This window comes from Rhizobium sp. WYJ-E13, assembly GCF_018987265.1.
Lineage (GTDB): Bacteria > Pseudomonadota > Alphaproteobacteria > Rhizobiales > Rhizobiaceae > Rhizobium.
Genome location: NZ_CP076854.1, coordinates 516,705 through 542,796 on the forward strand (window position 1 = coordinate 516,705; position 26,092 = coordinate 542,796).

Genomic DNA, 26,092 nt, shown 5'->3' on the forward strand with positions numbered 1-26,092 from the left:
AATAAAAGAAACCTACTGGTATCAATCCTTATTGCAATTGATTCTGAATTGCATGCAGGGCCGGATCGACGATGAGGTGCAATTAAGTCCTATTCGCAAAAGGAGAAATTATGCTCAATGGAGTAATGCGGTTGGTGCTGACCGGAATGACGGGGGCGGCATTCGCGGCCGCTCTGGCGGTTGTGCCCGCTGTCGCTCAGGAGAAATTCAAGGCGGTCACGACCTTTACGGTCATCGCCGATATCGCCAGGAACGTCGCAGGTGACACGGCGATCGTTGAATCGATCACCAAGCCGGGAGCGGAGATTCACAACTATCAGCCGACACCCGGCGACATCCGGCGGGCGCAGGGTGCGCAGCTGATCCTCTGGAATGGTCTCAATCTCGAGCTCTGGTTCGAGAAGTTCTTCCAGAACCTGAAGAGTGTTCCCGGAGTTGTCGTATCCGAAGGCGTAGAGCCGATAGGCATCACCGAAGGCCCTTACACCGGCAAGCCAAACCCGCATGCCTGGATGTCGCCGACGGCGGCTCTGATCTACGTCGACAATATCCGCGACGCCTTCGTGAAGTATGATCCTGATAACGCTGATGCCTACAAGGCCAATGCCGAGGCCTACAAGACAAAGATCAAGGCTGTCATCGACCCGATCAAGGCGGAACTCGCCAAGGTCCCGGAAAACAAGCGCTGGCTGGTCTCGAGCGAAGGGGCCTTTTCCTATCTCACCCGCGACTTCGGCCTGAAGGAACTCTATCTGTGGCCGATCAACGCCGATCAGCAGGGTACGCCACAGCAGGTCCGCAAGGTGATCGATGCGGTGCGCAAGAACAAGATCGCCGTCGTCTTCTCCGAAAGTACGATCTCGTCCGCGCCTGCCGAGCAGGTGGCACGCGAGACCGGCGCCAGATACGGCGGCGTGCTCTATGTCGACTCGCTGACCGAAGCCGATGGCAAGGTTCCGACCTATATCGATCTGCTCCGTGTCACGTCGGACACGATCGCGAAAGGGCTGATCCAGTGACGAGGCCAGTCATCAACCTCGTCCGCCCCGCATCTTCGGATGCGGGGCCAGGCATCGTGGTGAGGGGCGCCACCGTCACCTACCGCAATGGCCATACAGCTCTTCGGGAGGCGAGCTTCCAGATCCCGACGGGCACTATCGCAGCACTTGTCGGGGTCAATGGTTCCGGCAAGTCGACCCTGTTCAAGGCGATCATGGGCTTCGTCCGCCTCGCCAAGGGCGAGATCCGGGTGCTCGGCCTGCCGGTCGCTGAAGCGCTCCGCAGGAACCTCGTCGCCTACGTGCCGCAAGCCGAAGAGGTCGACTGGAATTTTCCGGTCCTAGTCGAAGACGTCGTGATGATGGGCCGCTACGGCCACATGGGCATGATGCGCCTACCGAAGGCGGCCGACCACGACGCCGTTTCGAAGGCGCTTGCGCGCGTCAATATGAGCGAGTTCCGCAAGCGTCAGATCGGGGAGCTTTCGGGCGGGCAGAGGAAGCGCGTCTTCCTCGCCAGGGCGCTCGCACAGGACGGCCGCGTCATCCTGCTCGACGAGCCCTTCACCGGCGTCGACGTCAAAACCGAAGATCAGATCATCAAACTGCTTCGGGAATTGCGCGACGAGGGCCGAGTGATGCTGGTCTCGACGCACAATCTCGGCAGCGTGCCGGAATTCTGCGACCGGACCATCCTGATTAAGGGTACGGTGCTCGCCTATGGCCCGACAATGGAGACCTTTACGCAAGCGAATCTCGAGCAGGCGTTCGGCGGCGTGCTGCGTCACTTCGTGCTGAACGAGGCCGCTGGCGGCAAGCCTCACGCGATCGGCGTCCTTACCGATGATGAACGTCCGCTGGTGCTTCAGGATGGCAAGGCGACGATACGAAAGCCGGAACTGGGTAACGGAGACCGGGAATGATGACCGGTCTCCTCGAACCCTTTACCTATGATTACATGCTGAACGCCATGTGGGTCTCCGCCCTTGTCGGCGGTGTCTGCGCGTTCCTGTCCTGCTATCTCATGCTCAAGGGCTGGTCGCTGATCGGCGACGCGCTTTCCCACTCGATCGTGCCAGGCGTGGCCGGCGCATATATGCTTGGCTTGCCCTTCGCCATCGGCGCATTCTTCTCGGGTACACTGGCTGCCGCTGCGATGCTCTTCCTCAACCAGCGCACCAAGCTGAAAGAAGATGCCATCATCGGTTTGATCTTTTCGGCATTCTTCGGGCTCGGCCTGTTCATGGTCTCGGTCTCGCCGACCTCGGTGAACATCCAGACAATCGTGCTGGGCAACATCCTGGCGATTACGCCCGGCGATACGATCCAGCTTGCCATCATCGGCTTCGTCTCGCTTGCGATCCTACTCGTCAAATGGAAAGACCTGATGGTCACCTTCTTCGACGAGAGTCATGCGCGCTCGATCGGCCTCAACCCGACCGCCCTCAAGATCATGTTCTTCACACTGCTGTCGGCTTCGACGGTGGCTGCGCTCCAGACTGTGGGCGCTTTCCTCGTCATCTGCATGGTCGTCACTCCAGGCGCAACGGCCTACCTGCTGACCGACCGTTTTCCGCGGTTGCTGGCCATCGCTGTCGCAATTGGTTCAATCACCAGCTTCACCGGTGCCTATGCGAGCTATTTCCTCGACGGCGCGACCGGCGGCATCATCGTTTGCCTCCAGACACTGATCTTCCTGATCGCTTTCCTCTTCGCACCCAAGCACGGAATGCTGGCCGCTCGTCGTCGCGCGGCACAAGCGCTGGAGGCTGGACTATGAGCTTCATCGACACGCTTCTGTCGCCCTTCCAGTTCGACTTCATGGTCAACGCGCTTATTATCTCCGTGCTGGTCGCAATCCCGATGGCGTTGCTCTCATGCTTCCTCGTCCTCAAGGGCTGGTCGCTGATGGGCGACGCGATCAGCCACGCCGTCTTCCCCGGCGTCGTCATAGCCTACATCGTCGGCTTTCCCTATGCGATCGGCGCCTTCGTCGCCGGCATGTTCTGCGCCGTCGCCACCGGCTTCCTAAAGGAAAACAGTCGAATCAAGCAAGACACGGTGATGGGCATCGTGTTCTCCGGCATGTTCGGCCTCGGCCTCGTCCTCTATGTCCAAATCCAGTCGGACGTGCATCTCGACCATATTCTGTTCGGCGACATGCTCGGCGTCTCGTGGCGCGACATCGGCGGGTCAGCCGTCGTCGCCGCGATCACTGCCGGCATTATCGGCATCAAGTGGAAGGACTTTTTGCTCCATGCCTTCGATCCGGCCCAGGCGAGAGCCGTGGGCCTGCGCGTCAACCTACTGCACTATGGTCTGCTTTCCCTGATCTCGCTGACCATTGTCGGGGCGCTGCAGGCCGTCGGCATCATCCTGGCCATCGCCATGCTGATCGCGCCCGGAGCCATCGCCTTTCTGCTGACGCGGCGGTTCAGAACGATGCTGGTTCTCTCCGTTGTCATCGCAGCGGTCGGTTCCTTCCTCGGCGTCTATCTGTCGTTCTTCATCGACAGCGCACCGGCACCCACCATCGTACTTCTGCTCTCGATCGTCTTTGTGCTGGCGTTCATTCACGCCACGCGCAAGGCAGCGCGGGTCGAGACGTCACAGTCGGCCTGAGGCTCGTTCCCGCAGATCTGACAGACAGGAGCGGGCGTTGCGTTCTGTCACTCAAAGCCAGTTGATCCGCTTGAGGATCATCAGCGTTGCGACCGACGTGACCGCGACGAAGGCAACGATGATGATGAAAGCCCAGGTATCGTTGACGCCAGGGATTCCGCCGACATTCATCCCGAAAAGACCGGCCACTACGCTCGGCGGCAGCAGGAGGGCGGCGAGCGCCGCAAGCCGGTTGGAATTGCGGGCAATGCGTTCGCTGATGACAGTGGACAGGTCGTCATGAAGAATGCCGGTGCGGTCGCGGATGGCGTCGAGATATTCGATGAAGCGCATCAGCTTATCGATGACCTCGCGGAAACGCAGCTTGTCACGCTCCTTCAGCCAGGGAGCGTCGTCATGTTCGATACGGTTCAAGGCATCGCGCTGAGGTGCGAGATAGCGCCGAAGCTGCACGGAGCGGCGGCGAAGCTGTTTCAACCGCTCGCGCACCTCGCTGGCTTCGCCGTGAAAGATCAGCTCGTCCAATTCGTCGACCTCTTCGTCCATCGTGTCGAGCACTGGCTCGAGGTCGCGAACCAGCTTTTCGCTGACGAGAGCGAGCAGTTCTCCCGTCTGTCTGGGGCCTTTGCATTTGTCCAGGGCAAGGCGGATATCGCGCAAGGCGGTTATATAATGGCCGCTGTCGCGAAGGGTCACCAGCCTGTGCTCGTCCGCCCATATATGGAGGGGAACGAGATCGATTTCGGCCGGCCCGGCTTTTTCTTCTTCCGGCGGCGCGGCGCAGACGCTGCGAAGGATGATCAGCAGCCCGTCATCGATTCTTTCGACCCGTGGGCGCGACTCCTCCTGCAGCAAGGCGTCGGCGACCAGCGGATCGAAACCACCTCTCGTTGTCACCCATTCTGCGGCGGCCGGGTGATCGCGCTCGAAATGCAGCCAGACGACGCCGTCATCCGGCGCCCACCGACGCACCGCTTCCATATCGAGGGTGCGACAGCCGCCGCGTCCGTCAAGGAGTACGGCGAAACGCAAACCCGGCTCGGCGCCGTAATTTGCAACGCTCATGACCTGCTCGTGCATGAGAAACCCCCACCGCCAAAGTCCACGTCTCGTAAGCACACATCAATAGCTTAGCGAGTCGCCGCCGGGCGGCAAGACAATCGAATACAATGGTGCCGTAGGGGCAAAACTGCAGGCATCTTAAAATCTTGCAATGGTCGGATCGGGGCGATCCTTTTAGGCGCTCGATGCTCGTCACCGCCGTATGTCAGCAATTCACGAAGCCTTGGCCTCGAACGTGGGAGTAAAATCACCCAGCGATTTCGCCTTGAGGATCGTGCCCTCGATATCCTGCTCCACGATCGCTTCAAGATCGGCGAAACTATCGATGACATAATAGATCGGCTGGAGAATATCGATCCGGTAGGGCGTCCTCAGCACGCTCAGCAGATCGAACGGTCGAAATTCGCACGCCTTGCCTTCCGTTGCCGCCTTCGCTTCGCTTGGCGATGAGACGATGCCCGCGCCGAAGCAGCGGCGGCCTTGCGCCGTATTGATCAGGCCGAATTCGACCGTGAACCAGAAGATCCGGAACAGATGCCATGAATAGCCCTTGCCGAGGCGGACGGCAGTTTCGCCGAAATGCCGAACGAAATTGGCGTAACTCCGGTTGGTCAGCATGGGGCAGTGGCCGAAAACTTCGTGGAACAGGTCCGGTTCCTCGATATAGTCGATATGCTCGCGACGACGGAGGAACGTTGCGAGCGGGAATTTGCCCTGCGACAGGAGTTCATAAAAGCGCGAGGGCGGAATGAGCGCCGGCACGCCTTCGACGCCGAAGCCGGTGGTCTCGTTCAGGCGTCGGTTCACATCGCGAAGCTGAGGCACCTTGTCCGGGTTCAGCCCCAGCATTTTGACGCCGTCAAGATATTCGCGGCAGGCCGTATCGGTCAGCAGCTTCATCTGACGCCGGTAGAGCTCACCCCATATCGCATCTTCTTCGGGCATGTAGGAATACAAACCATCCGGGCCGGGTAGTTTGGCGGTGTAGGTGCTTTCCTTGGTCACAGGCTTGATCCTCCCAGGCCGGTGCTATTCCTGCCATTATGATCCGGGTTTGGAGGATTTTCTTTTCTTTCCCGGCGGCAATTGCCATAATGGTGGGAAATATTCCCTGATATGATGCAGAAAATGAAAGAACCTGGGAATTTTCGCCGCACGCTTCTGCAACTCATCCAGGCCGACGGCAGCCTTTCGCTGGCAGACCTGGCGGAAAAGGCCGGCATGTCGCAGAGTTCGGCCTGGCGGAAGATACAGGAATTGGAGGCCGAAGGCGTCATCCGAAAGCGCGTGACGCTGCTCGATCCCGGAAAACTCGATCTCAAGCTTTGCGTCATAGCGCATGTGACGCTGGAGGATCATCACGAAGAGGCGGTGGCATCCTTCGCTTCAGTGGTGCTGGAGCGGCCGGAGATCATGGAGTGCTACGCCCTGTCAGGTGCCTTCGACTACATGCTGAAGATAAGGGCGAGGGACGTGGAAAGCTACGAAGCCTTCATGACCCGCTACCTCATGCGCAACCCGCATGTGCGTACAGTCGTATCGAGCTTTGTGTTGCGCGAGCTCAAATTCTCGACCGAACTGCCGCTCTGAACCTCATGCCCGATCACCGCGTGCTGTCGCCATGCCAGCTACCCGGCATGTGTATCGGAAAGCCTTCGAATGTCTTCAGTGTATCGAGCACGATCGACGTCTTCACGTGCTGCACCGACTCGTGGGGCAATAGAACGTCGTTGACGAATTTTGAGAGGTCGGCGAGCCCGCGGGTCGCGACTTTCAGGTGATAATCCATTTCACCGGTCAATGCATAGGCTTCGAGAACTTCCGGCAAACCGTTGATCAACTGCGAAAATCTGCGGGCATTGTCTCTGTTGTGGGTCGCAAGCGTCACAGAGATGACCACCAGCATATCCAGGCCCAGCTTCTGTTGATCCAGATAGGCCCGGTAGCTGCGAATATATCCCTCGGATTCCAGTCTCGTCCGCCGACGCGAGCATTGCGAGGGTGAAAGCGCGATCCGCTCCCCCAGTTCGTTGTTCGTCAGTCGGCCGTCTTTTTGAAGTTCCTGGAGCAGGCGCAAATCCAATTTATCGAGCTGTTCATCCATTGCGCAAAATCTCCAAAACACTCACGAACCGTGCATAATGTCTTCCTCCTGTGTGAAGAATGCAAGAACTTTGCATGCGTTTTGGGTCACACTTTGCACAGTCAAAGTCCAGTTCTTCAGGAGGAGAAAATGGGTCCTTACCCGCATGATGCTCCGCCGTCGGAAATCACCGCCGACAATCCGGCCGGCACCGATGGCTTCGAATTCGTCGAATTCGCTCATCCTGAGCCCGAGAAGCTGCGCGAGCTCTTCACACGCATGGGTTATATTGCCGTCGCAAAGCACAAGACGAAAGACATCACGGTCTGGCGTCAGGGCGATATCAACTATGTCCTGAACGCCGAACCTGGCAGCCATGCCGCTCGTTTCGTCGCAGAGCATGGTCCCTGTGCTCCGTCGATGGCATGGCGCGTTGTCGACGGCAGACACGCCTTCGATCACGCGGTGTCGAAAGGCGCTGTCCCCTATGAAGGCGATGACAAGGCGCTCGACGTCCCGGCGATCGTCGGCATTGGCGGCTCGCTGTTCTATTTCGTCGAGACCTATGGGGCAAAGGGATCGGCATACGATGCCGAGTTCGATTGGCTTGGCGAGCGCAACCCGTATCCCCAGGGGATCGGTTTCTACTATCTCGACCATCTCACCCACAACGTCTTCCGTGGCAACATGGACAAGTGGTGGGATTTTTACCGCAACCTGTTCAATTTCAAGCAGATCCACTTCTTCGATATCGATGGGCGCATCACCGGGCTGGTGAGCCGGGCCATCACGTCGCCCTGCGGCAAGATCCGCATTCCGCTCAATGAATCGAAGGACGACACGAGCCAGATCGAGGAATACCTGAAGAAATACCGGGGCGAGGGCATCCAGCACATCGCCGTTGGAACGGAAGATATCTACGAGGCCACTGACAAGCTTTCACACAATGGCCTGCGCTTCATGCCGGGTCCGCCGGAAACCTATTACGACATGTCCTATGAACGCGTGAACGGCCATAGCGAACCTGTCGACCGCATGAAGAAGCACGGCATCCTCATTGACGGCGAAGGTGTGGTGAATGGCGGGATGACGAAAATCCTGCTCCAGATCTTCTCCAAGACCGTCATCGGACCCATCTTCTTCGAGTTCATCCAGCGCAAGGGCGACGAAGGTTTCGGGGAGGGTAATTTCCGCGCCCTTTTCGAGTCGATCGAGGCCGATCAGATCAAACGTGGTGTCATCGGTACTGCGGCGGAGTAAACTCTTAGGGCCACCTCGCGCGTCTGAAAAGACGCGCTAGCGTCGGAGGGTTTTTCGGGGAGGAGTTGAGCATGGACCAGGCATCGATCCAGACGTCAGACAGTGAAGCCGCGACGGCAAACAAGCTGAAATATATGCCGGGGTTCGGCAACGATTTCGAAACGGAGTCGCTTCCCGGCGCCTTGCCCCAAGGCCAGAACAGCCCCCAGAAATGCAACTACGGTCTTTATGCCGAGCAGCTTTCGGGCTCGCCGTTCACTGCGCCGCGCGGGACGAACGAAAGGTCCTGGCTTTATCGCATTCGCCCGAGCGTGCGTCACACGAGTCGCTTCTCGAACGCCTCCTATCCGCACTGGAAGACCGCGCCTTGCCTGGACGAGCATTCGCTTCCCCTGGGCCAGCTTCGCTGGGATCCCGTCCCCGCACCCATCGAGAAGCTGACGTTTCTTCAGGGCGTGCGGACAATGACGACCGCAGGTGATGTCACGACCCAGGTGGGCATGTCGGCACATGCTTACGTCTTCAATGAGGACATGATCGACGATTATTTCTTCAACGCCGACGGTGAACTGCTGATCGTGCCGCAGCTCGGCGCCATCAGGGTGTTCACCGAAATGGGCATCATCGATGTAGAACCCCTGGAAATATGCCTCATACCCCGCGGCATGATGTTCAAGGTGCTGCGCAGCGGCGAACAGCCGGTCTGGCGCGGATATATCTGCGAGAACTACGGCGCAAAATTCACGCTGCCGGATCGCGGACCCATCGGTGCGAACTGCCTGGCAAATCCGCGGGACTTCAAGACGCCTGTCGCTGCTTTCGAGGACAAGGAAAAGCCTTGCCGCGTCCATGTGAAGTGGTGCGGAAAGTTCTATGTCACCGATATTGGCCACTCGCCCCTCGATGTAGTGGCCTGGCACGGCAATTACGCCCCCTTCAAATACGACTTGCGGACGTTTGCGCCGGTCGGTGCGATCCGCTTCGATCATCCCGATCCGTCGATTTTTTCGGTGCTGACCGCCCCAACTGAAGATGCAGGCACGGCGAATGTCGATTTCGTGATCTTTCCGCCGCGCTGGCTGGTGGCCGAGCATACTTTCCGTCCGCCGTGGTACCACCGCAACATCATGAGTGAGTTCATGGGCTTGATCCATGGCCAGTACGACGCCAAGGAGGAGGGCTTCGTGCCGGGCGGCATGAGCCTGCACAATATGATGCTTCCCCACGGGCCGGATGCGCTCGCCTTCGAAAAGGCATCCAATTCCGAGCTCAAGCCTGTGAAGCTGGATCATACCATGGCCTTCATGTTCGAGACCCGATACCCGCAGCAATTGACGAAATACGCAGCCGAGCTTGAAACGCTGCAGGACGATTACCTGGAGTGCTGGGACGGCCTGGAGCGCAAGTTCGACGGAACCCCAGGCATCAAATGATGGCATCAAGTGATGATCGGCCAAGCATCCTCCGGCACGGGAATGGAATATGAAGCTCGCGACGTTAAAAGACTCCACGAGAGACGGTCGGCTCGTCATCGTTTCCCGTGATCTTACCCGTTGTTGTGAAGTCGGTCACATTGCCCGGACCTTGCAGGCAGCACTCGATGACTGGGAACACCTGGCTCCGAGACTCGAACTGATTGCCGAAGGCATCGAGACCGCAGCCCAGCCGGCGATCAGGTTTCACGAACATGACGCCACATCGCCTTTGCCGCGGGCCTACCAATGGGCCGACGGTTCGGCCTACGTCAACCATGTCGAGCTGGTACGCAGGGCGCGGGGCGCCGAGATGCCGGCGAGCTTCTGGTCCGACCCGCTGATGTATCAAGGTGGTTCGGACGGCTTCCTCGCGCCGCGTGACCCGATCCTGGTAGCTGACGAGGCTTACGGGATCGACCTGGAGGGCGAGGTTGCCGTCGTCACCGGCGACGTTGCGATGGGTTCCAGTCCGGAGGCTGCGCGCGACGCCATCCGGCTGGTGATGCTCGTCAACGATGTGTCGCTGCGCGGTCTCATACCGGACGAACTGGCAAAGGGATTCGGTTTCTTCCAATCCAAGCCGGCATCATCATTTTCCCCGGTCGCGGTGACGCCGGACGAACTCGGAAAGGCGTGGGATGGCGGCAAGCTGCATCTTCCTTTGCTCGTGAGCTTGAACGGCAGAGTATTCGGCAAGGCGAATGCCGGCGTCGACATGACATTTGATTTTGGCCAACTGATCGCCCATGCCGCCAAAACGCGCAATCTCGTGGCCGGAACGATCGTCGGCTCGGGAACGGTTTCCAACAAGCTGAAGGGCGGTCCGGGCAGGCCGGTGGAAGACGGAGGAAACGGCTACTCTTGCATTGCCGAACTGCGGATGATCGAGGCCATCGAGACCGGGTCGCCGAAGACGCCGTTCATGCGGTTTGGGGATCAGGTTCGCATCGAGATGAAGGATCATGCCGGCCATTCGATCTTTGGGGCGATCGAGCAGACGGTCGAAGAATACAGGGGGACCGGGCCGCGATGAACGAGGTCGTTCTCTATGACTACTGGAGATCGTCCGCGAGTTATCGCGTCCGTATCGCGCTCAACCTCCTTGCGATCGACTATAAGATAGTGTCGATCAACTTGCTGCAAGGAGCGCACAAGATGCCGGAATATCTTGCGCTCAACTCGCAGGGCCTCGTGCCGACGTTGGTGATCGATGGAAGAACGCTGACGCAATCGCTGGCAATCATAGAGTACCTCGCCGAGGTTCGGCCGGAATACGGATTGCTGCCGTTGGATATTGCCGATCGCCAGAACGTGCGTGCCCTCGCATATGCCGTCGCCATGGACATCCATCCGATATGCAACATGCACGTCGTGGCGCATCTCATGACCATGACTGACAAGGTCGACGCCCGGGAAGAATGGATGAAACATTTTATCACGGACGGACTTCGCAAGCTGGAAGCCATGATCGGCAAATTCGATGGAAAGTTCAGCCTCGGGGATACGCCAACGATGGCGGATCTCTGTCTTGTTCCACAAGTCTACAATGCCCGCCGCTGGGGCGTTGATATGACCCATTTCAAGCGCATCGTCGATATCGACGCCAAATGCGCCAAGCTGCCCGCCTTCCAGGCGGCACATCCCGACCGTGTGAGCCCGAACCGTGACGAGAACTGAGCTGCCCATGTGGATCCATCCTGCCTCTGCCATTGCACACCGCTGTCGCGCCCGTCATGATACCCTCACCCTCAGCATACACGGTCAGACATGCGCATCTTTCTGGTTCGACACGGCGAATCTCTCGGCAACATCAGCGAGAGCGCCTACCGGCAGTTCGGCGATCACAATGTTCCGCTGACGGAATGGGGCTACCAGCAGGCGCTGGCCGCGGGGCGCAGCATTGCTTCCTATCTGGCAGCGCTGCCTCGCGCCGCGCCGAAGGCGACCATCTGGCATTCGCCATATCTGCGGACGCGCCAGACCAAGGACGCAATCATCGAGGCCTCGCCTGCGGACGCCATCGGCGATGTCCATGAGGACTATCTGTTGCGGGAGCAGGATTTCGGCCTGTTTACCGAGATCTACGACCGGGCCGAGCAGCGGCGCAAATTTCCGGAAGAATTCGAGAAATGGGCCAGGCTTCGCAACAACAGCGGCAAATTCTATGCCCGCCCGCCGGACGGCGAGAGCCGGGCGGATGTTGCCCAGCGGGTGCGGCTGTTTCTACAGACCGTCATGCATGACATCGGCAGCGGTAACGACACCGCGATCATCGTCGGTCACGGCGTCACCAACCGTGCTTTCGAGCTGAATTTCCTCCATCAGAGCGTCGAATGGTTCGAGCGCTCCGATAATCCGGGCAACGCCGATGTGACGCTGATCGAGGGCTCGCATGCGCAAGGCTATCGCTCGATGCTTCTGCACAAGGCTGGTGACCGCGACCCGACCGACGCGACAGAAATGCGTGGCGCCCATGGTTCGGAACTGACGATCGCGCCGAAGACCCGCGACTAATGCCTCGCTGCGCGAGTGTAGAAGCTGGGCGGATGTATGTTGCGATGGTGGCGACTCAAGGCTAGAACGGCCTGAAAGAGGAACACTGGGATCGCGCCGCATACTTTTCGCGGCTTTGCAAACCATGCCGTTTGCCACCCGCTTGCCAAAAAACCATAATTGCCCACCTAGATCACACATCGACAACAGGCATGAAGAATTGGATCAACGCTGGATGCGCATACACTACGTTTTTCTTGGTGCATTTCTTGCAATCGCACAGACCGCCTATGCTGAAGTGGCGTCACCGCCTGTTTTGGCGCCCCTAAAGCAACAGGCGCAAGCTGCTCAGTTGAGTGCACAAGTTCTTACGCGTTTCAGCTACAAGCCCGTTACACTCGATGACGCCTTGTCGGCCAGGATCATGGATCGCTTCATCAAATCACTCGATCCGGACCGTGTGCTCTTCCTGCAAGCGGACATCGACAGGTTCATGTCTGACCGCAGCGAAATCGACGATGCCATCGAACGGAAGGACTTGAAGATCCCATTTGCGATCTTCAACGCGTATGAACAGCGCGTTGTCGACCGTATGAGCTATGCGCGCAACCTGCTTAAGCAGGGCTTCGATTTCAGCGTGCAGGAAAACTATTCCGTGTTGCGCGATAAGGAGCCCTGGCCACAGTCGGAAGCTGAGAGCAATGAGCTTTGGCGCAAGCGCGTCAAAAGCGACTGGTTGCGGTTGAAACTGGGCGGCAAGACCGATGCGGCTATTCGCGAAACGCTCGACAAGCGCTACGCAAACACGCTCGAAGGCGTTTACAAGTTTAAAAGCGATGACGTTTTCCAGTCGTTCATGGACGCCTACGCAACGTCGATCGACCCGCACACGGACTATTTCGGCGCGGCCGCTTCGGCCGACTTCAATATCTCGATGAAGCTCTCGCTGTTTGGCATCGGTGCGGTTCTGCAAGACCGCGACGACTACACGACGATCCGTGAGCTCGTGCCTGGTGGGCCGGCTCAGTTGTCCGGCAAGCTGGCCGTCGGAGACCGCATTACCGGTGTTGGTCAAGGCAAGGATGGGGCGATCAAAGAAGTGGTGGGCACGCGCCTTGATGAAGTCGTGCAGATGATACGAGGAAAGAAAGGTTCCGTCGTGCGGCTGGACATCCTGCCGGCGGATGCTGGAGCAGATGGCCCGCATCGCGTTGTCAGCCTTGTGCGTGACAAGATCAGTCTCGAAAAGCAGGCTGCCAGCAAGGCCGTGCTGTCCGTGAACTTGGGTGAAGCCACGCGTAAAATCGGGGTGATTACTCTGCCGGTCTTCTATGAGGATTTTGAAGCCAAGAGCAGAGGAGACAATGACTACAGGAGCGCAAGCCGCGATGTAGCCAAGCTTCTCGGCGAACTGAAGCAAGAAAAGGTCGACGGCGTTCTCATTGACGTGCGCAATAATGGCGGTGGTTCATTGGACGAGGCGATTGACTTGACCGGTCTCTTCATCGGCAATGGTCCGGTCGTTCAGCAACGCGGCAGCGACGGTAAGGTCGAGGTCAGAAACGCTGATTTTGCAGCACCTGTCTGGACAGGCCCGATGGGTGTCCTGGTCAATCGCGGGTCGGCGTCGGCTTCGGAGATATTTGCCGCGGCAATCCAGGATTACGGTCGAGGCGTCATCGTCGGCGAGCCCAGTTTCGGGAAGGGTACGGTTCAAACCGTCCTCAATCTCGACCGGATGGTCCGCAACAGCAAACCCGAATTCGGGGAGCTGAAAGTGACCATCGCACAGTTTTTCCGGGTCAACGGCGGTACGACGCAGCTGCGCGGCGTGACACCTGATATCAGCTTGCCGGGGATCTCCGATCCGGCGAGCTTCGGAGAGACCAGTTATGACAACGCTCTCCCTTGGGCCCAGATCAAGCCGGCGAACTACACGCCTTCCGACACTGTCACCACGCTGCTGCCGACATTGCAAAGCCGCCATGATGCGCGGGTTGAAAACGATCCGGACTTTCAGCGCCTGCTGAAAGACATTGCCGACCTGAAGGCGCAGCGCGAGAAAGGGATTATCTCGCTCAATGAAGCCGAACGTCGCAAGGAAGCGACTGCTCGCGAAAATCGGCTCAAGTCGCGAGCGCAGGGAAGCGTTGGCGAGGATCCTGGTGGAGATGATGGTCTGCAGTCGGACGAGCGCAGCCTGAGTGCTGACATTGCCATTGAAAATGCCCGTAAGAATGCAAAGGACGTCTTGCTGAACGAGGCAGCTGCCATTCTTGCCGACGAGGCGGATTTGCAGGCAGGTGCGCCGAAGGTAGCCACAAGGCCATCGGCAAATACAGGCGGAAAATAGTCATACATGATCGGTGCAACAGTATGAGCCGCCCCGCTGCGGCGCTGCCGATGCCAAACCGCTGTCAATGTAGAGCTCCGTATCCGCATGAACTATCTCCTGGCGAATTATGCCCTTTCCATCGGTGCGGATCGCCGCACCGATGCCATATCCCGTGGCTAGATCGGAACAGGTTCGTGAAGCGGCCGCATTGGAGAAGGAAACGAGATGCAGTTGAACGGCGAATTGAACCCGAACGATCCCGAATTCTTTGAGCTCCTCACAGGCAGCTTCCGGCGCCTTGTCGGCAGGGCTCTCGTACCCAAGGATCGGGGACCGGAGTGGCTCTACGGCGATGCCCCTTTTGTGGTTCTTGCCCACAATACCGCGCCGGATCCCGTCTTCGTCTATGCCAATGGTGCAGCACAGAGGCGGTTCGGATATAGCTGGAGCGAGTTCGTAAAGCTGGAATCCCGGCTGTCGGCTGGCCCCAGCGAGCGTGGAGCGCGCCAGGCGTTACTCGATGCGGTGACGCAAAACGGGTTCATGGCGGGCTATCGTGGCTTGCGGGTCATGAAATCGGGGAGCCGCTTCTGGATGGAAGATGGAATAGTCTGGCAGCTCCGGAACGCGGAAGGGCAGGATTTCGGGCAGGCTGCGACATTCTCAAAGTGGGTTGACGTCCCTCCCTCCTAGATCATCAACTGCGCTGGGGAGTCACGCCGGGCTTTCTTGATCGAGTCGCTGCCGGAACGCCTCACAGTTCCAACTGCGTATGATCCTGCCTCCAGCGGGTCTGGCGTCGATCGGGAGGCAATCGAAGGGTCCGATTTTGGTGGCTCGTGTGCCTTGCTGCGGTCAGTGAACGCATCGTTAGCGAGGCGGTCTAGCCGTGACTGATAAGCTTCTGAACATAGAAGCCTTGCCCATCTCAGTCTCTTCTGCCTTTCTTTGTCGAAATACCATCCGGAGAAGCCAGATGCCAGAGCCCGATCCAGAGGAGAAGATCGACGCGACGTTCCGAAACGGCTCTCTAACGGCTGCGGGGATCATTCTCGGCTTTTCGCTGAGCTTCATCGGTCGCTGGGTGTCGAATCCCAAGGACTGGAGCGCCATCGACATCGCACCGATGGTGCTGCTCACCGTGGGCATCGCGCTTCAGGTGAAAGTGTTCGCTGACCTCTTGGCGCGGGATTCCTTGATCGCCGAAAAATACGACCGCGCGCGGCGACTGTTTCTGATCGGCCTTGTCATCGTGGCGATAGGGATGGGGATTGCGTTGCTGAATGATATTCTGGGGTTGGGGTCGATGCAGATGCTGGGGTGAGACGTGCCCACGCGGTGAAATTTTAGCCAAACGATCAAATGTGGAAGGTACCAATTGCCGTTCGGGCGGCAGAGAGAGATTTTAGTTGTCAGTAATACAATCGTCCGGCAACATCGCTGGCTAGCTGCTACAATTGCGAAGTATTGCCACCAGCGCGTTGGGGAGACGGGCATGTGCGCAGAGCTTGTTGAACGTCGATTGGCGGCTATTCTGGCTGCCGATGTGGTGGGTTACAGCCGTCTCCTTGAGGCGAACGAAGAAGACACGCTCAACGCCCTTCGTCAGCATCGCCGGGAGCTTTTCGATCCTGCTGTCGCATCTCATGGCGGGCATATCATCAAGGTAATGGGCGATGGTTTCCTGGTCGAGTTCAGCAGCGTGCTGAGCGCTGCTCGCTGCGCGGTGGAAATCCAGCGTGGCATGCTGGAGCGCAATACCGGGCTTCCGCCGGACAAGCATTTTTTGTTCCGAATAGGCTTGAATCTGGGTGATATCGTCTTTGATGCGGATGACTTTCACGGGGACGGCATCAATGTGGCGGTCCGGCTGCAAGCCCTTGCAGCTCCTGGCGGTATCGCCTGTTCAGCGGCCGTGCGCCACGAAGTCGCAAACAAGCTCGACATCGAATTCGCGGACCAGGGCGCGGTGACAGTCAAGAACATTGCCCGTCCGGTCCACGTCTATTTTGCCGATTGGGGCAATGTCGCTTCCGTCGAGGCGTCTCCGCTTGCCGCGGTCAGCCATACGCGGGCGCCCGCCAACAGGCCGTCGCTTGCAATCCTGCCATTCGCCAATATCAGCAACGATCCGGAACAGGAGTTTTTCAGCGACGGCATCACCGAGGATCTCATCACCGACCTGTCGAACGTTTCAGGTCTCTTCGTGCTGAGCCGCCATACCGTGTTTGCGTGGAAAAACCGTAGCGAAAACCTGCAGCGAATCGCCGCCGAACTTGGCGTTGCCTATATCGTGGAAGGCAGCGTCCGCAAGGCAGGCAACCATGTGCGGATCAATGCAGAGCTGATCGAAGCGGCCAGCGACGGCCATGTCTGGGCCGAGCGATACGACCGCGAACTCACCGATATTTTCGAAATGCAGGACGAGATCCTGAAAGCGATCGTCGAGCAACTGAAGGTCAAGCTGCTCCCGGAGGAGAAGAAGGCAATCGAGCAGGCGCCGACAGGAAATGTCGAAGCTTATACGCATTTTCTCAGGGGCCGCGAATACTATCATATAGCCTCGCGCTCCAATCACCTGATGGCCAGGCAGAGTTTCGCCAGAGCCATCGAACTGGATCCTAGCTATGCCCGCGCCTATGCCGGTATTGCAGTTTGCGATGCGCGTCTGCGCTCTCAGTTCGGCGCGGAGATTTCAGTGGAGGATATTCTCGCCAATACCGCAACAGCGCTGACGCTCGATCCTAATCTGGCAGAAGCCCATGCGGCCAAGGGGTTTGCTCTGGCGGTGGCCGGCAATCGCGCCGCGGCAATTTCGGCATTCGTACAGGCTTTGTCGCTCGATGCGAATTGTCATGAGGCCAACAGATACTATGCTGAATTCTGCGTCACCGACGGCCAGTTCGAACTCGCGGCGACGTATTTTCAGCGCGCTATGGAAATCAAGCCGGCCGATTACGGCGCGCCGATCATGCTTGTGAACGTCTTCCGCTCACTCGGGCAAATGGATAAGGCCAGTACGCATGCCCGGATCGCTCTGACGAAGGCGGAGGAGGAGCTTCGCCTTCATCCGGAGAACGCCAATGCCGCCTGCCTCGGCGCAACGGCGCTGGCCTTTCTCGGTGAAGGGGGTAAGGCATTGGAATGGTTGGCGCGCGCGCTCGCGACTGATCCCACCGACATCAACATTCAGTACAATGCCGCCTGCACCTATTCACTGCTCGGCGAGATCGACAGGGCGATAGATCTGCTTGAAGTATGGATGCCCCAGGTTGGTGTCGAGATGCGGCTGTGGTTCAAGAACGATTCCGACCTCGACCCCATCCGCAACCATCCGCGTTATTTGAGCCTGCTCGACTTATCTGAATAAAACCCGCCGCGGGGCAGCGGATATTTCTAGTCCTATTTTATTACTTGCTAAATTTTCTGAGCACGACGAAGATCAACTTAAACTGGCATTCATGAAGGTCTATTGAGGGGGAGCGGATGGGCACCCGGTTCAGACTTTTTGTGCAGCCTCCATTTGAAGATGCTCGGGCAAGACCTGAGATTGTGGAAGTGTCGTCGCCGTCGGGCAGCCTGGCCGCTGGCCCGGCCGATGATCGTATGTTTGTCGTGGAGCCGGTCGGGAAGATCGGTCCCTACGGTGTGAACCGGGGACCGCTCGGAACGCCTTTTATGTATCTGCCGCCTTGGACCGGAAGGATCATCGAGCCGGCCACGCCTGACGCGCGGGGCAATTTCGACTACCTGCGGCCTTCGATGCCGGGCTTCGAAGCCGCGCATGTTTTCGGCTGCGTGCGCTTCACGCTTGATGTGTGGGAACGCTATCTCGGTCAGCCGATCACCTGGCATTTCCGCGATCATTATGACCGTCTGGAAATCTCGATCCTGCCGCAATGGGACAACGCCCAATATGGCTACGGCTTCCTCGAAGTGGGCAGCCAGTTCGAGAAGGATGGGAGCATCCTCCCCTTCAGCCTCGATTTCGACGTCGTGGCCCATGAAGTGGGGCACGCGATCATCTTCAGCGTCTTGGGCGTGCCGGACCCTGGAGCCGAATATCCGGAATATCTCGGTTTTCAGGAGGCTTTCTCGGATTGCGTGTCGCTGATCGCAGCCATGCATTTTCCATCCGTGATCGACAACGTGCTCGAGGAGACGCACGGCAATCTGTACCGAGCCAATCGCCTCTCGCGCTTCTCTGAGTTCTCGCCGCATCGCCAGATCCGCTCGGCAAACAACAAACGGACGATGGACGAGTTCGCGCATGGCTGGAAGGATGAGCACGAACTCTCACAGCCGCTGACCGGCGCTATATTCGATATCCTCGTCGATATCTTCCACGAGAGCCTTGTGGCGCGGGGGCTGATTTCGCGGGCGGTTGAGGATCTGGCAGATATTGCCGAGTTCGATGCTTCTGTCGAAACATCGGTGCAGCATGCTTTCGACCGCGCCTTTGACCGCAACGCGGATGGGTTTGTCGAGGCATTGCTGGAGGCACGAGACATCGCCGGCACCTATCTAGCGGAAACGCTTTGGGCTCTTGCTCCCGATTTTCTGGACTATGGCGACGTTGCTGAAACGATGCTCGCGATAGATCGACATGAAAGCGGTGGCCGGTTGGCCAGGATCATCACTCGAAATTTCAGGCAAAGGGCGATCGGCGAGTTGCACGCCGGCGCACATCTCAAAGGCGGCGAGCATCGCAGCCATGTCCATTCCGCGCGAATCTTGCTGCCGATCGATCATTTCGATCTTCCGAAGATGAGCTATCGCGAGAAGGTTCTGCTGTCGAGATCAGGCATTGGTCAATAATCAGGTAGATGGAGGCAGACGTGGCAGACAATGAAACCCTGCTTGGCATATCATCAGTATATTTGTTCGGGCGCCCACTTAACGATCTGCTCCTCAGAGGCAGCGTTTACGGCCCTCAGATCGCTCCCGAAGTCGGAAAGAACAATTTTCTGAGAAGTCAGCTTGCTGCAGAGGGCGCGAATCTTGCGCGAATCTATGCATTCTCGTTCGAGGGTGCTTTCGTCGAACTGGGGCGGCCAGCAATCTTCGTTGTCCATGGCGCCGGTGCAGATCCCGACGATCCTGCCCCGAACGACATCGGGTACGAAAGATTGTCTCGGTCCCCTGGTTCGAGTGCTCGAACAGGTCTCGGTTCCCAAATTGGAGCTCTCTCCAAAGATATGAGAGTTTGGACTTATGATAAGGGCGACTTTTCGATGAGACTCGATGTCGAAACAGGAACCTTTGAACAGATTCTGCTCTCGACCGAAGCTTCAACTGATCTTCGGGGCGGAATGTCCAGGTCGGGCGGCGCATTGTCCCGCTCTGGCGGCGTAATGTCGAGATCAGGCGGATTCGTACCCCGCAGATCAGGTGACAACGATTAATCCACCATTAGGGATAGATCCCGGAGGCACAAATGTCAGATGATAACGTTAAAGTTGAGATTGAAAGATTAAGTGAGCAGCCAGTGGTTGCTTTCTGGGGAGTTGACAAGCCTTTCAAACTCATAGGTCGCGGTTTCAGTGAGAGAAAAATCGAGGTATATATATCAAAAAATGAATATGGTAATGGTGTAGTTGAGCAAATAAAAGTAGATATTGATCCTGGTTCTGCGGACGCCGATGGGTTCTTGTCGGTAATAGCGCACGCAGAATTAGGCACTGATCGTGAGCCTGACTACTGGGTTGCCGTAAAACTGAACGGTGAATTTCAAAGCGCAAAAGGAATATTCAAAGTATTCTGATGTTCCGAGCGATCCCCTGACTAGGATCTTTGGCGATCCGCGACTTCGCCAGTGATCTCCTGTGCGAGCGGCTATCTGGTTACGTTCCATCTTGACCGCTCTTTCATCGGCTACGCCCAATGCTCGCATACATGCCCGTCGTCCGGAACTCCGTCGGCGTGATCCCGTAAACACGGCGAAAAACCTTGGCAAAATAGTTGGCATCCTCGAAGCCGCACATGATCGAGACTTCCTTGACCGGCAGGAAGTCGGCCTTGGTGAGAAGTTTCGCGGCCCGCTGCAGGCGTTGCTGCAGCACATATTCGGCCGGCGGCACGCCCTCGCTTTCGGCGAAGCTGCGGGAGAAGTGCGCGCGACTAAGGCCGACGATTGCCGATAGCTCGCTGACCGGCAGCGGTTTTTCCAGATTGGCGTTGATATGGTCGATCACTGGCTGCATCGCGCTCTGCTCGGCCATGAAGGCGGGCGCGCCGAAAATATCGTCGTAAAGTGCCATGGCGGCTTCATAGGCAATCGCCGAGGCGGAGCCGGGGGTGTTCGCACCCTTGACGAGGCGCAGGCTGCAATCGGCCAGATGGTCGATGGTCGATTGCTGCAGCTTCAAGACCGGGCCTGCCAAGGCCAGCACCATCTTGTGGATGCGCAGCGTCTCTTCGCCGTTCATCGAGATCCAGAAATATTCCCAGCGCTCGCCCTTTTCGAGCCAGTAGCGATGATTGTGCGGCACGAGCACCATCATCGTATCGCCACTTTGGAGCTTGTAGTTGCGGTTCTGATATCGCAGGTGGCCGGTGCCGCTGATCGTGTGCTGCAGCACAGTGAAAGGCGTTTGGCCACGCTTCCGGCCGTCCCAGTCATAGGTCTCGTTTTCGCGCAACTCGTAACCGGCGCTCGTCGGCATGGCGTGCAGGCGCTGGCGTCCACGCGGCAAAGAAACGGTTCTCATCGACTGGCCGTTGGCGATCAATTTCTGCAGCACAAAATTACCCTCGAAAGCATAATCCTTCTCTGGCCGCCCTGTCGAATATGCGCATAATCACTTCTCACAAGAGGAAGAGATCGCGGTCGAAAGAATGGCCGGGAGGAATATAAACACCATTTTCCGGTATTTTTAGACGGTATGCGCTAGCGTGCCGTCCAATCCTCCCTTGCTGTCTTTCTCCCTAGCACTTGATCGGATCGAGGTGAAGGATATGAGTTTCAAAATCGCTATTATCGGGGCAGGAAGCGTCGGCTTCACCAAGAAGCTGTTCACGGATATTCTCTGCGTGCCGGAATTCAAGGACATTGAATTCGCGCTGACGGACCTCAGCGAACATAACCTTCAGATGATCAAGGCAATTCTCGACAAGATCATCGAAGCAAACAAGTTGCCGACGAAGGTGACGGCGACAACGGATCGCCGCAAGGCGCTGGAAGGAGCCCGTTATGTCATCAGCTGCGTTCGCGTCGGGGGGCTCGAAGCCTATGCCGACGATATCCGCATTCCTCTGAAGTACGGCATCGACCAGTGCGTTGGCGATACGATCTGCGCCGGCGGCATTCTCTATGGCCAGCGCAATATTCCCGTCATCCTCGATTTCTGCAAGGACATCCGCGAGGTTGCGGCACCGGGCGCGAAGTTCCTGAACTACGCCAATCCGATGGCGATGAATACCTGGGCGGCCATCGAATATGGCAAGGTCGATACGGTCGGCCTCTGCCACGGCGTCCAGCATGGCGCCGAACAGATTGCCGAAGTGCTCGGCGCGAAGTCTCAGAGCGAACTCGACTATATCTGCTCGGGCATCAACCATCAGACTTGGTTTGTCGATCTACGGCTCAACGGCCGCAAGATCGGCAAGGACGAACTGGTCACCGCTTTCGAGGCGCATCCCGTCTATTCGCAGCAGGAAAAGCTGCGCATCGACGTGCTGAAGCGCTTCGGCGTCTATTCAACCGAGAGCAACGGCCATCTCTCCGAATATCTGCCCTGGTACCGCAAGCGGCCGGACGAAATCACCCGCTGGATCGATATGTCGGACTGGATCCATGGCGAAACCGGCGGTTATCTGCGTCACTCGACGGAGACCCGCAACTGGTTTGAGACGGAATTCCCGCAATTCCTCGCTTCGGCCGAAAAGCCGATCGATCCGGCCAAGCGCTCCAACGAGCATGCAAGCCATATTCTCGAGGCGCTGGAAACCGGTCGCGTCTATCGCGGTCACTTCAACGTCAAGAACACCGGCGTTATCACCAATCTGCCATCCGACGCGATCATTGAGTCGCCCGGCTTCGTCGATCGCTTCGGCATCAATATGGTCTCCGGCATCACCATTCCGGAAGCCTGCGCGGCAACCTGCATCTCATCGATCAATGTCCAGCGCATGTCGGTGCATGCGGCGATTTCCGGCGATATCGATCTCCTGAAGCTCGCCGTCCTTCACGATCCGCTGGTTGGCGCCGTCTCGACGCCGGAAGAGGTCTGGCAGATGGTCGACGAGATGGTCGTTGCCCAGGCCCGCTGGCTGCCGCAATATGCTCATGCCGTTTCGGCTGCCAAGGAGCGGCTGGCAAATTCCAAGGTGAAGACGAGGGAGTGGGAAGGGGCTGCGCGCCGCCATGTCCGCTCCATCGAGGAGCTTCGTGTTGAAAAGGCGGCGCTGAAACAGGCCGTCTAAAGTCAGGGTGAGGGAGGCTGCGGCGGCTCTTCGGGAGGAAGGTCGCCCGCGCTGAAGCTTTCTTCATTGTCGTTTGAGGAGAAGCGGAGACGCGTACGAGCGCTCCGGAACAAGAGGGAGAGACGATGACGAATTTCCATAAGATCGGCATCCTGGCAGGACTGGCGCTTGGCGTTTCAGTCGCGGCCCTGAATGCCTACGCGTCCGAGCCGACGGTGCCGCCGGCACCGCCGGCTTTCCCGGCGGAAGGCAAGATCAAATATGTGTCGCGCGACTCCATCCTGGAGTTCAAGGCGCTGCCCGAATATCACGAGCCGGACTGGGTGACGAAGAATTTCGTCGATACCGGCAAGCTGCCGGCGGTCAAGGATCGCCTGCCCAAGGAACCAATGGTTTTCAAGACCGAGAACATGCCTGACGGTCCCGGCGTCTATGGCGACGTGATGCGCCATGTCATCGGTGGCCGGCCGGAAGGCTGGAACTATGGCGCCGGCCAGACGCAGGGCTGGGGCGGCATAGACATCGGCCTCTCAGAATGCCTGACACGCACAGCACCGCTCTTCCAGGTGGAAGCCAAGGATACTGAGCCGTTGCCGAACCTCGCTAAGAGCTGGGAGTGGTCGCAAGACGGCCACAAGCTGACCATGCACCTGATCGAGGGTGCTAAATGGTCCGACGGCGCGCCCTTCAATGCCGATGACCTCATGTTCTATTGGGAAGACGAAGTCATCGACCCGAACGTTTCGCCGCTCGGTGGCGGCGCATCGCCGGAAGCCTTCGGCGAGGGAACGACACTCACGAAGATCAATGACTACACGGTCGAATGGACCTTCAAGGAAGCCTTCCCGAAGCAGTATCTCTATACGATGGCTTACCCGAACTTCTGCCCGGGTCCGTCCCATATTCTTAAACCCCAGCATCCGAAATATTCGAAGAACACCTACGATCAGTTCAAGAACGCCTTCCCGCCGGAATTCATGAACATGCCGGTCATGGGCGCCTGGGTACCGGTCGAATACCGGCCGGACGATATCATCGTCATGCGCCGCAACCCCTACTACTGGAAGGTCGACGAGAAGGGCAATCAACTGCCTTATCTCAACGAGCTGCACTATAAGCTCTCGACCTGGGCCGACCGTGACGTGCAGGCCGTTGCCGGTTCTGCCGACTTCTCGAACCTCGAACAGCCGGAAAACTTCGTGGCCTCGCTGAAGCGTGCCGCCGAAAAAACCGCTCCGGCGCGTCTCGCCTTCGGCCCGCGCCTCATCGGCTATAACCTGCGCATGAACCTCTCGGCCAATGGCTGGGGTGATCCTGATGCCCGCAGCCAGGCGATCCGCGAACTCGACCGCAACGAGGACTTCCGCAAGGCTATAACCATGGCGGTCGACCGCAAGGCGATCGGCGATTCCCTCGTCAAGGGACCGTTCACGGCGATCTATGCAGGCGGCCTCTCCTCCGGCACGAGCTTCTACGATCGCAACTCGACCGTCTACTATCCCTTTGATCTAAAGGGTGCCAAGGCGCTGCTCGCCAAGGTCGGCCTGAAGGATACCGACGGCGATGGCTTCGTGAACTTCCCGGCCGGAACAGCTGATGGCAAGAACGTCGAGATCGTGCTTCTCGTCAACAATGACTACACGACCGACAAGAGCCTTGCCGAAGGTGTCGTTGGGCAGATGGAGAAGCTCGGCATCAAGATCATCATCAATGCTCTTGATGGTCCCAAGCGGGATAATGCGCATTATGCCGGCCAGTTCGACTGGCTGATCCAGCGCAATACAACCGAGCTCGCCTCCGTGGTGCAGAACACCGAACAGCTTGCCGCTGTCGGCCCGCGTACCAGCTGGCACCACCGCGCCGGCAAGGATAATCAGCTCGATCTCCTGCCTTATGAAAAGGAGCTTGCCGACATCGTCAACAAGTTCCGCACGAGCCAGGACAATGACGAACGCGTGGCACTCATGAAGCAGTACCAGAAGACGGCGACCGAACATGTCGATACCGTCGGCCTGACCGAATATCCGGGCGCGCTGATCATAAACAAGCGTTTCTCGAACATTCCCGAGGGTACGCCGATCATGATGTTCAACTGGGCCGAGGATTCCGTCATCCGCGAGCGTGTGTGGGTGGCTGCCGACAAGCAGGGTAAATACGAACTCTTCCCTCAGCAGCTTCCCGGTAAGCCCGGGGACAAGGGTCCTATAAACTAAGAGCTCCCTCCCGAACGACAAGAGCTTCCGGTCGCGCGTGCTGCGCGCGGCCGGTCAGAATCAACAAGCCGGCCGCGCTGAGACGAGCGACTGGCGGCAAGGAGAAGCGAACCGTCTGATGTTACGATTCCTGCTCATGCGCATCGCCTCGGCGATCCCCGTCCTCTTCATCCTGAGCGTGGTGACCTTCGCGATTATCCAGGCACCCCCCGGAGATTATGCCGATTACATCCGTTCGCAGTTGATCAATCAGGGTGGCGCTTCCTTCGCGCAAGCCGATGCCCAGGCTCAGGCCTACCGCATCGAACATGGCCTCGATCAGCCGATTGTCATCCAGTACGTCAACTGGATCACGGGAATCGTGACCAAAGGCGATTTCGGCTACAGCATGTTCTACAACAAGCCGGTTGCCGATGTGGTCGGCGAGCGCCTGCCGCGCACGTTGGCGCTTGCGCTGGTCTGCCACATCTTGGCGTCCATCCTCGGCATCACCTTCGGCATCTGGGCGGCGACCCGCCAATACAGCTGGATCGACAGCCTGCTCTCAGGCATCTCTTTCCTCGGCATGACCGTGCCGCGCTTTCTCATGGCGCTGATCATCGTCTACCTTCTCGTCTTCCAGTTCAACGTGACGGAAATCGGCAGCTTCTTCTCACCGCAATATGGCGGAGCGCCGTGGTCCTGGGCGAAATTCATGGATCTCGTTAGCCACGTCTGGCCGGTCGTCGCGATCGCCACCTTCGGCGGGCTCGCCTACAACATGCGCGTCATGCGCGGCAATCTGCTCGATACGCTGAATGCCCAATATGTCGAGACGGCGCGCGCCAAGGGGCTTTCGGGCAGCGCGGTCGTCATGCGCCACGCCGTTCCGAATGCGCTGCATCCGCTCGTCATGTATCAGGGCGTCGTGCTTCCCTACATGCTGACCGGCGAGATCGAGACCGCGATCATCTTCGCCCTGCCGACAGTTGGGCCGGCGATCGTCGGCTCGATGGCGATCGGTGACGTCTATGTCACCGCGACTTTCATGCTGGTGCTGTCGGCCACGCTGATCGTCGGCAATATCATCGCCGACATGCTGCTTGCCATGCTTGATCCGCGGGTCCGTCAATATGGAGGAGCCTGAT

At 58.3% G+C, this 26,092-nt stretch carries 24 protein-coding genes; 20 read left to right on the forward strand and 4 right to left on the reverse strand.

Annotated features, from left to right (window positions below):
• Nucleotides 1-110 precede the first annotated feature (110 nt).
• From KQ933_RS23970 to KQ933_RS23985, 4 genes are read left to right on the forward strand one after another with little or no spacing between them, the layout of a single operon-like run.
• A complete protein-coding gene (locus KQ933_RS23970) occupies nt 111-1,019 on the forward strand; it encodes a metal ABC transporter substrate-binding protein (protein ID WP_301925091.1) in 909 nt (302 codons plus the stop codon).
• Entirely contained in the window at nt 1,016-1,921 is a 906-nt protein-coding gene (locus KQ933_RS23975; RefSeq protein WP_216760315.1) for a manganese/iron ABC transporter ATP-binding protein, read from the forward strand. The genes KQ933_RS23970 and KQ933_RS23975 overlap by 4 nt, the downstream gene beginning before the upstream one ends.
• Entirely contained in the window at nt 1,918-2,778 is an 861-nt protein-coding gene (locus tag KQ933_RS23980; RefSeq protein ID WP_301925093.1) for a metal ABC transporter permease, read from the forward strand. The genes KQ933_RS23975 and KQ933_RS23980 overlap by 4 nt, the downstream gene beginning before the upstream one ends.
• The gene (locus KQ933_RS23985; protein ID WP_216760316.1) at nt 2,775-3,620 is read left to right on the forward strand and encodes a metal ABC transporter permease; all 846 of its coding nucleotides are present in this window, start codon (nt 2,775-2,777) and stop codon (nt 3,618-3,620) included. Before KQ933_RS23980 ends, KQ933_RS23985 begins: the two co-directional genes overlap by 4 nt.
• Before the next feature lie 51 nt (nt 3,621-3,671).
• Here the strand turns inward: KQ933_RS23985 and KQ933_RS23990 are convergent, their stop codons facing one another.
• Together KQ933_RS23990 and KQ933_RS23995 are read right to left on the reverse strand one after the other, a co-directional pair.
• The gene (locus KQ933_RS23990) at nt 3,672-4,700 is read right to left on the reverse strand and encodes a zinc transporter ZntB (protein WP_216760317.1); all 1,029 of its coding nucleotides are present in this window, start codon (nt 4,698-4,700) and stop codon (nt 3,672-3,674) included.
• Between the two features lie 195 nt (nt 4,701-4,895).
• Complete coding sequence (locus tag KQ933_RS23995) at nt 4,896-5,687, reverse strand: phenylalanine 4-monooxygenase (RefSeq protein ID WP_216760318.1); 792 nt, start codon at nt 5,685-5,687, stop codon at nt 4,896-4,898.
• Nucleotides 5,688-5,810: 123 nt separating this feature from the next.
• Here KQ933_RS23995 and KQ933_RS24000 point away from each other — a divergent pair, with 123 nt between their 5' ends.
• Nucleotides 5,811-6,272 carry an Lrp/AsnC family transcriptional regulator gene (locus KQ933_RS24000; protein ID WP_216760319.1) on the forward strand — a complete coding sequence of 154 codons (462 nt, stop codon included), beginning with the start codon at nt 5,811-5,813 and terminating at the stop codon, nt 6,270-6,272.
• Nucleotides 6,273-6,285: 13 nt separating this feature from the next.
• On the opposite strand, the gene KQ933_RS24005 is transcribed toward KQ933_RS24000, so the two are convergent.
• Nucleotides 6,286-6,786: an Lrp/AsnC family transcriptional regulator gene (locus KQ933_RS24005; RefSeq protein WP_183733751.1), complete on the reverse strand. Its 501-nt coding sequence runs from the start codon at nt 6,784-6,786 to the stop codon at nt 6,286-6,288.
• A gap of 129 nt (nt 6,787-6,915) precedes the next feature.
• On the opposite strand from KQ933_RS24005, the gene hppD reads away from it, so the two are divergent.
• The 12 genes from hppD to KQ933_RS24065 all read left to right on the forward strand — a co-directional run bounded on the left by hppD (nt 6,916) and on the right by KQ933_RS24065 (nt 20,092).
• Complete coding sequence (gene hppD / locus KQ933_RS24010; protein ID WP_216760320.1) at nt 6,916-8,025, forward strand: 4-hydroxyphenylpyruvate dioxygenase; 1,110 nt, start codon at nt 6,916-6,918, stop codon at nt 8,023-8,025.
• Between the two features lie 71 nt (nt 8,026-8,096).
• A complete protein-coding gene (gene hmgA, locus KQ933_RS24015; RefSeq protein WP_216760321.1) occupies nt 8,097-9,458 on the forward strand; it encodes a homogentisate 1,2-dioxygenase in 1,362 nt (453 codons plus the stop codon).
• Nucleotides 9,459-9,507: 49 nt separating this feature from the next.
• A complete protein-coding gene (locus KQ933_RS24020; protein WP_216760322.1) occupies nt 9,508-10,533 on the forward strand; it encodes a fumarylacetoacetate hydrolase family protein in 1,026 nt (341 codons plus the stop codon).
• On the forward strand, nt 10,530-11,177 hold the full coding sequence (gene maiA, locus KQ933_RS24025; RefSeq protein ID WP_216760323.1) for a maleylacetoacetate isomerase: 648 nt from the start codon (nt 10,530-10,532) through the stop codon (nt 11,175-11,177). The genes KQ933_RS24020 and maiA overlap by 4 nt, the downstream gene beginning before the upstream one ends.
• Before the next feature lie 90 nt (nt 11,178-11,267).
• Entirely contained in the window at nt 11,268-12,014 is a 747-nt protein-coding gene (locus KQ933_RS24030; protein ID WP_216760324.1) for a histidine phosphatase family protein, read from the forward strand.
• A gap of 214 nt (nt 12,015-12,228) precedes the next feature.
• A complete protein-coding gene (locus tag KQ933_RS24035; RefSeq protein ID WP_216760325.1) occupies nt 12,229-14,346 on the forward strand; it encodes a carboxy terminal-processing peptidase in 2,118 nt (705 codons plus the stop codon).
• Between the two features lie 207 nt (nt 14,347-14,553).
• Nucleotides 14,554-15,021 carry an MEKHLA domain-containing protein gene (locus tag KQ933_RS24040; RefSeq protein ID WP_216760326.1) on the forward strand — a complete coding sequence of 156 codons (468 nt, stop codon included), beginning with the start codon at nt 14,554-14,556 and terminating at the stop codon, nt 15,019-15,021.
• A gap of 283 nt (nt 15,022-15,304) precedes the next feature.
• On the forward strand, nt 15,305-15,652 hold the full coding sequence (locus KQ933_RS24045) for a hypothetical protein (RefSeq protein ID WP_216760327.1): 348 nt from the start codon (nt 15,305-15,307) through the stop codon (nt 15,650-15,652).
• A gap of 171 nt (nt 15,653-15,823) precedes the next feature.
• Nucleotides 15,824-17,698, forward strand: a complete 1,875-nt coding sequence (locus KQ933_RS24050) for an adenylate/guanylate cyclase domain-containing protein (protein ID WP_216760328.1) — start codon at nt 15,824-15,826, stop codon at nt 17,696-17,698.
• Between the two features lie 116 nt (nt 17,699-17,814).
• Nucleotides 17,815-19,146 (forward strand): hypothetical protein, encoded by a 1,332-nt coding sequence (locus KQ933_RS24055; protein ID WP_216760329.1) that lies wholly within the window; start codon nt 17,815-17,817, stop codon nt 19,144-19,146.
• A gap of 8 nt (nt 19,147-19,154) precedes the next feature.
• On the forward strand, nt 19,155-19,733 hold the full coding sequence (locus KQ933_RS24060; protein ID WP_216760330.1) for a hypothetical protein: 579 nt from the start codon (nt 19,155-19,157) through the stop codon (nt 19,731-19,733).
• 32 nt (nt 19,734-19,765) lie between these two features.
• Nucleotides 19,766-20,092 carry a hypothetical protein gene (locus KQ933_RS24065; RefSeq protein ID WP_216760331.1) on the forward strand — a complete coding sequence of 109 codons (327 nt, stop codon included), beginning with the start codon at nt 19,766-19,768 and terminating at the stop codon, nt 20,090-20,092.
• A gap of 103 nt (nt 20,093-20,195) precedes the next feature.
• Here the strand turns inward: KQ933_RS24065 and KQ933_RS24070 are convergent, their stop codons facing one another.
• Nucleotides 20,196-21,038, reverse strand: a complete 843-nt coding sequence (locus KQ933_RS24070) for a helix-turn-helix domain-containing protein (protein ID WP_367882553.1) — start codon at nt 21,036-21,038, stop codon at nt 20,196-20,198.
• 247 nt (nt 21,039-21,285) lie between these two features.
• On the opposite strand from KQ933_RS24070, the gene KQ933_RS24075 reads away from it, so the two are divergent.
• The 3 genes from KQ933_RS24075 to KQ933_RS24085 all read left to right on the forward strand — a co-directional run bounded on the left by KQ933_RS24075 (nt 21,286) and on the right by KQ933_RS24085 (nt 26,091).
• On the forward strand, nt 21,286-22,752 hold the full coding sequence (locus tag KQ933_RS24075) for an alpha-glucosidase/alpha-galactosidase (protein ID WP_216760333.1): 1,467 nt from the start codon (nt 21,286-21,288) through the stop codon (nt 22,750-22,752).
• A 125-nt stretch (nt 22,753-22,877) separates the two neighbouring features.
• Nucleotides 22,878-24,965 (forward strand): ABC transporter substrate-binding protein, encoded by a 2,088-nt coding sequence (locus tag KQ933_RS24080; RefSeq protein ID WP_216760334.1) that lies wholly within the window; start codon nt 22,878-22,880, stop codon nt 24,963-24,965.
• A 118-nt stretch (nt 24,966-25,083) separates the two neighbouring features.
• Nucleotides 25,084-26,091 (forward strand): ABC transporter permease, encoded by a 1,008-nt coding sequence (locus tag KQ933_RS24085; RefSeq protein ID WP_216760335.1) that lies wholly within the window; start codon nt 25,084-25,086, stop codon nt 26,089-26,091.
• The last annotated feature ends 1 nt before the right edge of the window (nt 26,092 follow it).

What these genes read in the sequence shown, in the direction of transcription:
- KQ933_RS24040 (WP_216760326.1), top strand. Translation starts at nt 14,554, where the DNA reads ATGCAGTTGAACGGCGAATTGAACCCGAACGATCCCGAATTCTTTGAG.
- KQ933_RS24045 (WP_216760327.1), top strand. Translation starts at nt 15,305, where the DNA reads ATGCCAGAGCCCGATCCAGAGGAGAAGATCGACGCGACGTTCCGAAAC.
- KQ933_RS23990 (WP_216760317.1), bottom strand. Translation starts at nt 4,700, where the DNA reads ATGCACGAGCAGGTCATGAGCGTTGCAAATTACGGCGCCGAGCCGGGT.
- KQ933_RS24005 (WP_183733751.1), bottom strand. Translation starts at nt 6,786, where the DNA reads ATGGATGAACAGCTCGATAAATTGGATTTGCGCCTGCTCCAGGAACTT.
- maiA (WP_216760323.1), top strand. Translation starts at nt 10,530, where the DNA reads ATGAACGAGGTCGTTCTCTATGACTACTGGAGATCGTCCGCGAGTTAT.
- KQ933_RS24035 (WP_216760325.1), top strand. Translation starts at nt 12,229, where the DNA reads ATGCGCATACACTACGTTTTTCTTGGTGCATTTCTTGCAATCGCACAG.
- hmgA (WP_216760321.1), top strand. Translation starts at nt 8,097, where the DNA reads ATGGACCAGGCATCGATCCAGACGTCAGACAGTGAAGCCGCGACGGCA.
- KQ933_RS24000 (WP_216760319.1), top strand. Translation starts at nt 5,811, where the DNA reads ATGAAAGAACCTGGGAATTTTCGCCGCACGCTTCTGCAACTCATCCAG.
- KQ933_RS24075 (WP_216760333.1), top strand. Translation starts at nt 21,286, where the DNA reads ATGAGTTTCAAAATCGCTATTATCGGGGCAGGAAGCGTCGGCTTCACC.
- KQ933_RS24070 (WP_367882553.1), bottom strand. Translation starts at nt 21,038, where the DNA reads ATGAGAACCGTTTCTTTGCCGCGTGGACGCCAGCGCCTGCACGCCATG.
- KQ933_RS23970 (WP_301925091.1), top strand. Translation starts at nt 111, where the DNA reads ATGCTCAATGGAGTAATGCGGTTGGTGCTGACCGGAATGACGGGGGCG.
- KQ933_RS24030 (WP_216760324.1), top strand. Translation starts at nt 11,268, where the DNA reads ATGCGCATCTTTCTGGTTCGACACGGCGAATCTCTCGGCAACATCAGC.
- KQ933_RS24020 (WP_216760322.1), top strand. Translation starts at nt 9,508, where the DNA reads ATGAAGCTCGCGACGTTAAAAGACTCCACGAGAGACGGTCGGCTCGTC.
- KQ933_RS24055 (WP_216760329.1), top strand. Translation starts at nt 17,815, where the DNA reads ATGGGCACCCGGTTCAGACTTTTTGTGCAGCCTCCATTTGAAGATGCT.
- KQ933_RS24085 (WP_216760335.1), top strand. Translation starts at nt 25,084, where the DNA reads ATGTTACGATTCCTGCTCATGCGCATCGCCTCGGCGATCCCCGTCCTC.
- KQ933_RS24060 (WP_216760330.1), top strand. Translation starts at nt 19,155, where the DNA reads ATGGAGGCAGACGTGGCAGACAATGAAACCCTGCTTGGCATATCATCA.
- hppD (WP_216760320.1), top strand. Translation starts at nt 6,916, where the DNA reads ATGGGTCCTTACCCGCATGATGCTCCGCCGTCGGAAATCACCGCCGAC.
- KQ933_RS23985 (WP_216760316.1), top strand. Translation starts at nt 2,775, where the DNA reads ATGAGCTTCATCGACACGCTTCTGTCGCCCTTCCAGTTCGACTTCATG.
- KQ933_RS24080 (WP_216760334.1), top strand. Translation starts at nt 22,878, where the DNA reads ATGACGAATTTCCATAAGATCGGCATCCTGGCAGGACTGGCGCTTGGC.
- KQ933_RS23980 (WP_301925093.1), top strand. Translation starts at nt 1,918, where the DNA reads ATGATGACCGGTCTCCTCGAACCCTTTACCTATGATTACATGCTGAAC.
- KQ933_RS24065 (WP_216760331.1), top strand. Translation starts at nt 19,766, where the DNA reads ATGTCAGATGATAACGTTAAAGTTGAGATTGAAAGATTAAGTGAGCAG.
- KQ933_RS24050 (WP_216760328.1), top strand. Translation starts at nt 15,824, where the DNA reads ATGTGCGCAGAGCTTGTTGAACGTCGATTGGCGGCTATTCTGGCTGCC.